The following is a 7,414-nucleotide window of genomic DNA, read 5'->3' on the forward strand; positions in this document are numbered from 1 at the left end:
GGATTAGCCAGCACAATGTCAAAGCGATCCTTGTCCTGAATGTCGGCGCGGCTACGGCGAGGGTCAGACCGCCGAGGCGTTGAAACGCCTGTTGGAGATGACCGACGAGCAGGTGTTGAAGGTACTGGCGGTGATCACCGCCGAGACCCTGGTGGCGGGCAGCGGCTTGGCCGAACGATTGGGCGAACGGCTCCGGATTGACATGTGCCGGTTCTGGACGCCCGACGAGACGTTCTTAGACCTGCTGACCGACAAAGAGGCGTTGACGCGCATCGCGGCGGAGGTGGGCGCAGCCCCGTCCGGCAAGGCGACCGGGAAAGAGTTGCGCGGGCTGATTCGCCGTCGCTTGAAAGGGGAGGGATGCCCGCCGGTCGAAGGCTGGTTGCCGCGCTATTTCGAGTTCCCGACCCGAGGCTATACCGCCCGCCCGGTGTCGGAAGCCCGCGCCGCTTACGATAAGCTGGCGCGGTGTAGCGGAGTGAATCCCGAAGCTGCCTTCGAGGATGAATCCGAGGGGCGGGCCGAGGACGAAGCCGTGTTCGAGGTTGAAGAAACTGATGGGTGAGCCGAGGACACCGACGAAGCCGGTGTCGAATGGGACGAGGCCGCTTGAGGGAGGAGCGGGCGGTTCGCCGCCCGCCCGATACGATAAAGATCAGGGTTGTCTGAAAAAATGAGATCCACACCTAAAGCCTCCCGGCGCTCCCGCAAGCGCAAAGGTGCGAGTGCGCCACCCGCGCCGCCCGCGCCAACGCCCTTGAATTCCGATCAAGCCAGCGCGTTAGAAGAACTGATCACCGCCCTTGAGCGCGGCGATCCGGTGTGCCGACTGTTGGGTTATGCCGGCACCGGCAAGAGTTTCAGCGTGGTGCGCTTGCTCCAGGCTTACGCGCTCTATCGCCCGGTTCTGCTGACCGCGCCCACCAACAAGGCGGCGGCGGTTCTCCGGGCCCTGGCCGCTGAGATCGGCGGAACCGCCGAGGCGAACACGATTCACAAGGTGTTGGGACTGCGGCCACAGTTGGATGAGGATCGAGGACACTACGTTTTGAAGCGGGTACGACAGCCCGCGATAGAAGACGGCGCGCTGATCGTGGTGGACGAATGTTCGATGGTGGACTCGATTCTGCTGAGTCACCTCCTGCCCGCCGCACAGAACGCCCGCGCTCAACTGCTGTTCGTCGGCGATCCGGCGCAATTGCCGCCGATTTTCGAGGCGGAATCCCCCGCTTTTTCTGGCGCTGGAGTCACCGCCCGGCTGACGCAGATTGTGCGGCAAAAGGCGAATCACCCGGTGCTGAGCATGACGCAGCAGATTCGGGAGGCGATGGCCGGCGGCCCCGTTCCGATGTTCGAGACCCGCCACAGCGACGAGGGAAGCCTGATCCACCTGGACGCGCCCGCGTTTGAGGCGGTGATGCTCGATGCGATGCACCGCCCGGAGTATCAGGCCGATTCCGATTATTGCCGCGTGTTGGGTTGGACGAATGGCAAAACCGACCACTACAACCGGCTCATTCGCCGCTCGCTGTTAGGTCAACAGGCTGAACAGCAGGCGCTACTACCGGGTGAAGTCGTTGTTGCCTGTAATCCGATTCTGGAGCTAGGAATCAGCATCGGCGATAGCGTGAAGGTGATCAACGCCACTCCTGACACTCACCATTCAATTCCGTGTCTCAAAGCGACCCTCGCCAACTCGAAAGGGAAGCCGCTAGAGGTTTGGGTGGTTCGTCCTGATGGGCGAGACGCCTACAAGCTGGAATTGTCGCGACGGGCGAAAGTGGCGAACGCTCTGCAATCGGAGTTCAACGCTCATCGAAACAATAACCGTCTGGATCAGTATTCGCCGCTTGAAGATAAACGGCGTAAAGCGGCATGGGTTCAATTCTTTCAGTTCAAAGATGAAGCGTTCGCCGACTTGCGCCCGATTCATGCGTCAACGGTGCATCGCTCCCAAGGCAGCACTTACGAAAAGGTGTTTGTCGATTTAACCGACATTGGCCGTTCAACGCGGCGCGATGTGTTGCTGCGATTGCTCTATGTCGCCTTGACTCGCTCACGCGGCGATGTGTATGTCACCGGCGCATTGCCGGAACGGCTGTATCGGGAATCCGATTTCGACCGTTCCGTTTGAATTTTTAGCACTCCATCCTTCAAAACCGCTACCGGGTTAAGCTTCATCCCGCTAGGCGGCGCTGCAACGCGAAATTCCCGATTTCAAAGAAATAGATAGGTAGAGTCCGGTTCATGATCCCTTTGTTAGCTGGACTCTATTTCGGGGTATAGGGATGTCACTCGTAATCCGGGTACGCGAAAGAGAGGTTTAGAAGGTTTCTCCAGCGTCACAAATTCTTCGGCTTTACCTATTAAAGCAGCGGCGAGATGCAAGGCATCCATTGCGCCCAGATCATGATCAGCCGCTAAGGATAAGGCCTGTTGTACTAAAGCGTTATCTACGGCGACCCAATCATTGACTCGGGCACAAAAGGCTTTCATAAAAAGTATTTCGTCATCCCGCTTATAAAATAAAGGCTTGCGAAGAATTTCTAAACGCAGGAAGGCGCTGGATACAAAGACTCGCTGTGCGTCATCCAGCACTTGAAGGGCCGCCGCGACTCCGGCGTCATTGCCACGGAAAGCAGTGATCAGCAGATTGGCGTCAACGTAGGTTCGGATCATCGCGATCCTCACGGAGTTCATCCAAAATCTCGTTAGTTGTTTTGAGTCGCATTCCCTTGGCAATAGCCTGCTGTCGAATTTCTAATAAATGTTTGCCAAATTCGGTTTGAGGTTTAAGGTCAATCTCTTTAGCAAGTGGCAACGTTTCTATCGTAATCCGCACAGGCCCTTGAGGAAAATCGGGCGGGAGCGTCAATTGTAGAGGTTGGCCCGGCTTAATAATACTTTCTAAAGACAATGCAGCCATAACGATGATTCCTTTATGATTGTCAAAAAAGTGTACCCTGCTTCCTATTTGACCCGTGGGACTGACTGAAAGCGGCTTGGGTAGCCGGATCATCTTGTTGCCTGTGCCGCAACAGGCGGATCAGCATGACTTTTCACCCGACCGTCATTAGAAAAACTCCAGAAAGTTAAAGCCCTATATAACTATTTTAAAAATAAATTGCAACGGTTCCATTGAATCCGTAGCACTCCATCCCTCAAAACCGCTACCGGGTTAAGCTTCATCCCGTCAGGCGGCGCTGCAACACGAAATTCCCGATTTCAATTCGAGCCTTCTTTTTTCTCCCAGAAGCCGCGATTCATCCCTGACATTGTGATCACACTCAGGCCATTGATTTACAACCGGCCTTTTTCTGCCATCGCGTCCTTAACCGCGTCGGGGGTTTATCTCTGAACCCTCTACTCTTTTCACCCACGGCCTCCCTCCCAGAGCCGTTGGGAACGCTGGCCAAAAGGCGGTTCGCCAGCGGGGAAACGTGGGTTTTTATTCGGTTTTCCTCATCAGAATCCCGCCTGTTCTAAGAACCGGCGCTGAAAAGCCGCTGGGTGTTATTCTCTGAACCGGAGTGGCCTTTGTAATCCGGTATCCCTACCTATATAGATTTGAAGGGTTCAATCCGTACACGACTTGACAAGAAAGGTTTGTGCGGGAAACTGGTTACAGAAGATTATTTTATCAATATTTTCTAACCACGGGAGAACCCCAACATGAATACGCACCCCACAAAGATAGAACTGTGTGGCGAGGAATACGCCGCTGTCGTTCTCTTTGAATCGGATGAAAGTCCATGGATAGGCAGCGTTACTCTTTGCCGCAGCGTAAAAGAATTTTACAACGCGAATGGAGAATTTAAGCCGAGGGTCAAGCTCGTCAGCTTGGATATTACGCCCCTGCTGAATTCGACACAATTTTCTGCCTTGGCGGATGAAATCATGGCAGAAGAGAAGGCAGAAGAGGGGATGAGGGAGGCGACTTAAATGAACCGCTACAAAATCGAATTCAGCCCGAAGAAGAAAGGGAGTTTGGGTTGGGAGATGGAGGAAGACGCTCTTGACGAGCAGGAAGCCATCAGGAAAGCAGCACGGTTTTTAATCGGTTGCGGCGAACAGGAGAGCCACTACAAGACGCCTATCGTTAGACCCCTTGAAGCCGCCCAGTAATAAAAAGCCGTTTCGTTGTTAATCGCAACGAAACGGCCCGATTCAACCCCGAACCACAACGAAACGAGGTGATGCAATGGTAGCAAAAAAACCGAAACGCCAGAACGGCCACACGCCGGTGGGCGATCCGAAGAAGCTCTCCACGCTGGGCCGGGAATTGGCCCGGCGAGGGCAGCGGCTGCGCTGGAATCGCGAGCGCCGCCGCGCCGAAATCGTCAACCGCTGAAACCCGAACGACCGCACCGCACCATCAACGTCATCGAGGACATGGCAATGAACGCAGCAACCCAACCCATCGAAATCGCCCTGGACGAAACCGGCTTGCCGAAAGGGCAAATTATGACGGACTCCATTCGCCAGTGGCGAAGCGATTGCCAGTCGGGACAGTTCCGGATCGGCGCCGCCACAATGCGCGGCAGCAAGCTGGACCTGGAAATCGTCGGCGCGCAGATCAACACCGGCGAGTTTTTCGGCTACCCGTTGCGAACGTGGCTGGCCGTCTTGTTCGTAGACCCCGACGGCGTGTTGTCGTCAATTTTGTTCAAGACCGAGAGTTTGGACAACTTTGAAGAATTGCGCCGGCAGTATCGCCTGAAAGGGGAAACCCTGCTGGGCAAGACCGTCCGCGCCACGATGAACAAGCGCGTCAGCCGCGCCAACGGCGAGAGTTATTTCGCGGTCGAGTTCGAGGTGGCGAGCAACGGCCAGTATGCCGCCGCCATCGCTGACTTCCGGCAGCGACAGTACAGCCCAGCGCTGTTCCCGCTCCTATCCGGCCCGACCGAGAACGGGAACGGGAACGGGAACGGGAACGGCCAGGAAGCCGAAACCAACGGCAAGGGCAAGAAGAAATAGGCACCCCAACCCCCCAAGCGCCAAGGACGGCGCGCAACCGGAGCCAAAACCATGATCGAGCAAAACACCGAGTATCAGACCGCCACCGAGCAGACCGCCATCACCGAGTACCGGACCACGACCGCCGCGCTGGCGCTGCTGCGGGAGAAGTACGCCGCCCCGTTCGACGTGACCACGAACCCAGGGATGACCGCCGCTAAGGCCGCCCGCGTCGAGATTCGCGGCCTTCGCAGTACCTTGGAGAAGACCCGCGCCGAGATTAAGGCTCCGGTCTTGCTTCGCGGCCAGCAGATTGACGCCGAGGCCAAGCGGATCAACGCCGAATTGTGGGCGATTGAAGAACCCATCGACGCGGCGATCAAGGCCGAGGAGAAGCGCAAGGCCGAGGAAAAAGCGGCGAAAGAACGCGCCGAAGCGGCCCGCATCGCCGCCCTGACCGCCCGTGTTTATGGGATTCGCGAGCGGATCATCGCCGTGGCGAATCAAGACGCTGCGGCGATTCGTAAAGCTCTGGCGAAAGCGCAGGCATTTGAACCCGACCCTGAGGCGTTCGCCGAGCACTGGCCGGAGGCGATGAAGGCCATCGCTGAGGTACGGTTGATACTCGCCACGCAGCTCGCCGAACGTGAAGCGATGGAACAGCGACAGGCCGAGGAAGAGGCCCGCGTGCAAGCCCAGCGGGAAGCCCTGGCCCGGCAACAAGCGGAACTCGACCGGAAGCAGGCTGAAGAGGACGCCCAGCGGAAGGCCGAACAGGAGGAACTGGCCCGGTTACGCGCCGCCGAGGCGAAGCGCCAACAGGACGCCGAAACGCGGGAACGCGCCGAACGGGAGCGGCAGGACACCGAGGCGAAGGCCCGCGCCGAGGAAGAAGCCCGCGTGCAGGCCCAGCAGGCCGCGAAGGCCCGCCGGATCCAGAAGTCGTCGGCCCAGGCCGACCCCCTGGCGACGATCAAGGACGCTCTCGCAGCGGGAACCTTGAACGGAACCGAGGCTATCGACCGCGCTTATCAACTCGGTTTCGAGGCCGGTGAGCGGGCCGTGCGCAAGGCCGCCTGAAACCGATCCGCGCCAAGGACGGCGCGAACCGCCCAGCGTAGGAGAAAAACCATGCTCTCGAATCGCGCCTATTTCCAAAGGCCCGGCGTGTCGAGCCACGCCTTGATCGAAATCGCCCGCACCCCGCTGCATTGTTGGGCGAAGTACGTGAACCCCAACCGCCACGACGAGGAACCCACCGCCGCGATGCGGTTTGGCACCTTGGTACACACGTTGGTGCTGACGCCGGAAACCTTCGCCGACGAGTTCGTCCTGGCCGATGCGATCAATCGCCGCACTGCCGAGGGCAAGGCGCAATACGCCGCATTACTGGAATCGGGCCGGCAGGTTGTCACCACCCAGGACTATCAAGCCGCGCTCCAGATCGTCAAGGCGATCAAAAAGCATCCGGTAGCCAGCGCGCTGTTTAACAGCGGCGAACCGGAAAAAATCCTCACCGTTCCGCGAGAGTCGCCTTTATGGCCGCTCAAGGGGCGGCTGGATTGGCTCAGTTCGCAGCCCGCCATCGTGGAATTGAAAACCGCCGTCGATGCAAGCAAAGCGGCTTTTCTCCACGCCGTCTACCGCCACGGCTATCACCTCTCCGCCGCTTATTATCGGATGTTGGTCAGCCAGACCACCGGAACGCCCGAAACCGACATCCCACATACCTTTGTCGTCGTGGAACCCAAACCGCCGTATGCCGTAGCGGTATATCCCACCTCTGAGGGCGTGTTGGCCGAAGGCCGGGACTGGTGGGAGGCGAACCTCGCCCGCTTCGACGAATGCTGGATCAACCAGGATTGGCCCAGCTATCCGGTCGAGTCACTGAAGCCGTCCACCCGGATCAGCGGCGGCCTCCGCTTGGACATCGAGGTGGGGGAGTTAGAATTGTAAGAGCCTACCCTTGCGCCACGGACGGCGCGGCACCGGAGAAACGGTAATGACCGAACAAGAGAGGCCAGCGAAAATGTGGCAACGCGCCGCCCACGACTTCCTCGATGCGCGAGGCTTTGCCCCCGGCCCCAGTTTATTCCGCGCCATCGCCCATGCGCTGGCCGCATTTTTTGCCGAGTCGCGACAGCCGTTGCGCATTCCGCTGGCGCTGGAGTGGTTTCAAAAAGCCGAAGTAATGGCGATGTTCGCCGACCAGACCGGCCCCTTGGGCTTCGCCGATGTCCGGCGCGTCGTGGCCATCGTCGCGGTCGAGTTTCCACAAGTCACGGTCGAGCACGTTCGCGTGGCGCTGAACGCGCTGGAAGACGGCGGGTTGCTGGAAAGCGCCTATCGCGAGATCGACTCCGAGGCTGGTGCGGCGGTGCCCGTGTCGGCTGAGGAGGTGGCCGCCCTGCTGCGCCAGATCGGAAGAGCGTCGTGTAGGGAAAGAGTGTAGATC

Annotated in this window: 11 protein-coding genes; 9 read left to right on the top strand and 2 right to left on the bottom strand. The window is 58.6% G+C overall.

Annotated features, from left to right (window positions below; all coding sequences use genetic code 11):
* Nucleotides 1-79 precede the first annotated feature (79 nt).
* Both BN874_RS21535 and BN874_RS21540 read left to right on the top strand, forming a co-directional pair.
* The gene (locus BN874_RS21535) at nucleotides 80-565 is read left to right on the top strand and encodes a hypothetical protein (protein ID WP_034437004.1); all 486 of its coding nucleotides are present in this window, start codon (nucleotides 80-82) and stop codon (nucleotides 563-565) included.
* A 108-nt stretch (nucleotides 566-673) separates the two neighbouring features.
* Nucleotides 674-2,134, top strand: coding sequence for an ATP-dependent DNA helicase (locus tag BN874_RS21540; RefSeq protein WP_034437005.1), 1,461 nt, complete (start codon nucleotides 674-676; stop codon nucleotides 2,132-2,134).
* Nucleotides 2,135-2,259: 125 nt separating this feature from the next.
* On the opposite strand, the gene BN874_RS21545 is transcribed toward BN874_RS21540, so the two are convergent.
* Both BN874_RS21545 and BN874_RS24885 read right to left on the bottom strand, forming a co-directional pair.
* Complete coding sequence (locus BN874_RS21545) at nucleotides 2,260-2,679, bottom strand: type II toxin-antitoxin system VapC family toxin (protein WP_034437007.1); 420 nt, start codon at nucleotides 2,677-2,679, stop codon at nucleotides 2,260-2,262.
* On the bottom strand, nucleotides 2,660-2,926 hold the full coding sequence (locus BN874_RS24885; protein WP_034437010.1) for a hypothetical protein: 267 nt from the start codon (nucleotides 2,924-2,926) through the stop codon (nucleotides 2,660-2,662). The genes BN874_RS21545 and BN874_RS24885 overlap by 20 nt, the downstream gene beginning before the upstream one ends.
* Nucleotides 2,927-3,672: 746 nt before the next feature.
* Between BN874_RS24885 and BN874_RS21555 the strand changes: the two genes are divergently transcribed.
* The 7 genes from BN874_RS21555 to BN874_RS21580 all read left to right on the top strand — a co-directional run bounded on the left by BN874_RS21555 (nucleotide 3,673) and on the right by BN874_RS21580 (nucleotide 7,411).
* Nucleotides 3,673-3,942 carry a hypothetical protein gene (locus tag BN874_RS21555; RefSeq protein ID WP_034437012.1) on the top strand — a complete coding sequence of 90 codons (270 nt, stop codon included), beginning with the start codon at nucleotides 3,673-3,675 and terminating at the stop codon, nucleotides 3,940-3,942.
* Complete coding sequence (locus BN874_RS21560; protein WP_034437014.1) at nucleotides 3,943-4,125, top strand: hypothetical protein; 183 nt, start codon at nucleotides 3,943-3,945, stop codon at nucleotides 4,123-4,125.
* 76 nt (nucleotides 4,126-4,201) lie between these two features.
* Nucleotides 4,202-4,351: a hypothetical protein gene (locus BN874_RS24890; RefSeq protein ID WP_154725072.1), complete on the top strand. Its 150-nt coding sequence runs from the start codon at nucleotides 4,202-4,204 to the stop codon at nucleotides 4,349-4,351.
* Nucleotides 4,352-4,398: 47 nt separating this feature from the next.
* A complete protein-coding gene (locus tag BN874_RS21565; protein WP_034437015.1) occupies nucleotides 4,399-4,980 on the top strand; it encodes a hypothetical protein in 582 nt (193 codons plus the stop codon).
* A 51-nt stretch (nucleotides 4,981-5,031) separates the two neighbouring features.
* Nucleotides 5,032-6,039 (top strand): coiled-coil domain-containing protein, encoded by a 1,008-nt coding sequence (locus BN874_RS21570; RefSeq protein WP_034437017.1) that lies wholly within the window; start codon nucleotides 5,032-5,034, stop codon nucleotides 6,037-6,039.
* A 51-nt stretch (nucleotides 6,040-6,090) separates the two neighbouring features.
* A complete protein-coding gene (locus BN874_RS21575; RefSeq protein WP_034437019.1) occupies nucleotides 6,091-6,915 on the top strand; it encodes a PD-(D/E)XK nuclease-like domain-containing protein in 825 nt (274 codons plus the stop codon).
* Nucleotides 6,916-6,961: 46 nt separating this feature from the next.
* A complete protein-coding gene (locus BN874_RS21580; protein ID WP_034437021.1) occupies nucleotides 6,962-7,411 on the top strand; it encodes a hypothetical protein in 450 nt (149 codons plus the stop codon).
* Nucleotides 7,412-7,414 lie beyond the last annotated feature (3 nt).

It is taken from the genome of Candidatus Contendobacter odensis Run_B_J11, from assembly GCF_000531125.1.
Classification (GTDB): Bacteria; Pseudomonadota; Gammaproteobacteria; order Competibacterales; family Competibacteraceae; genus Contendibacter; species Contendibacter odensensis.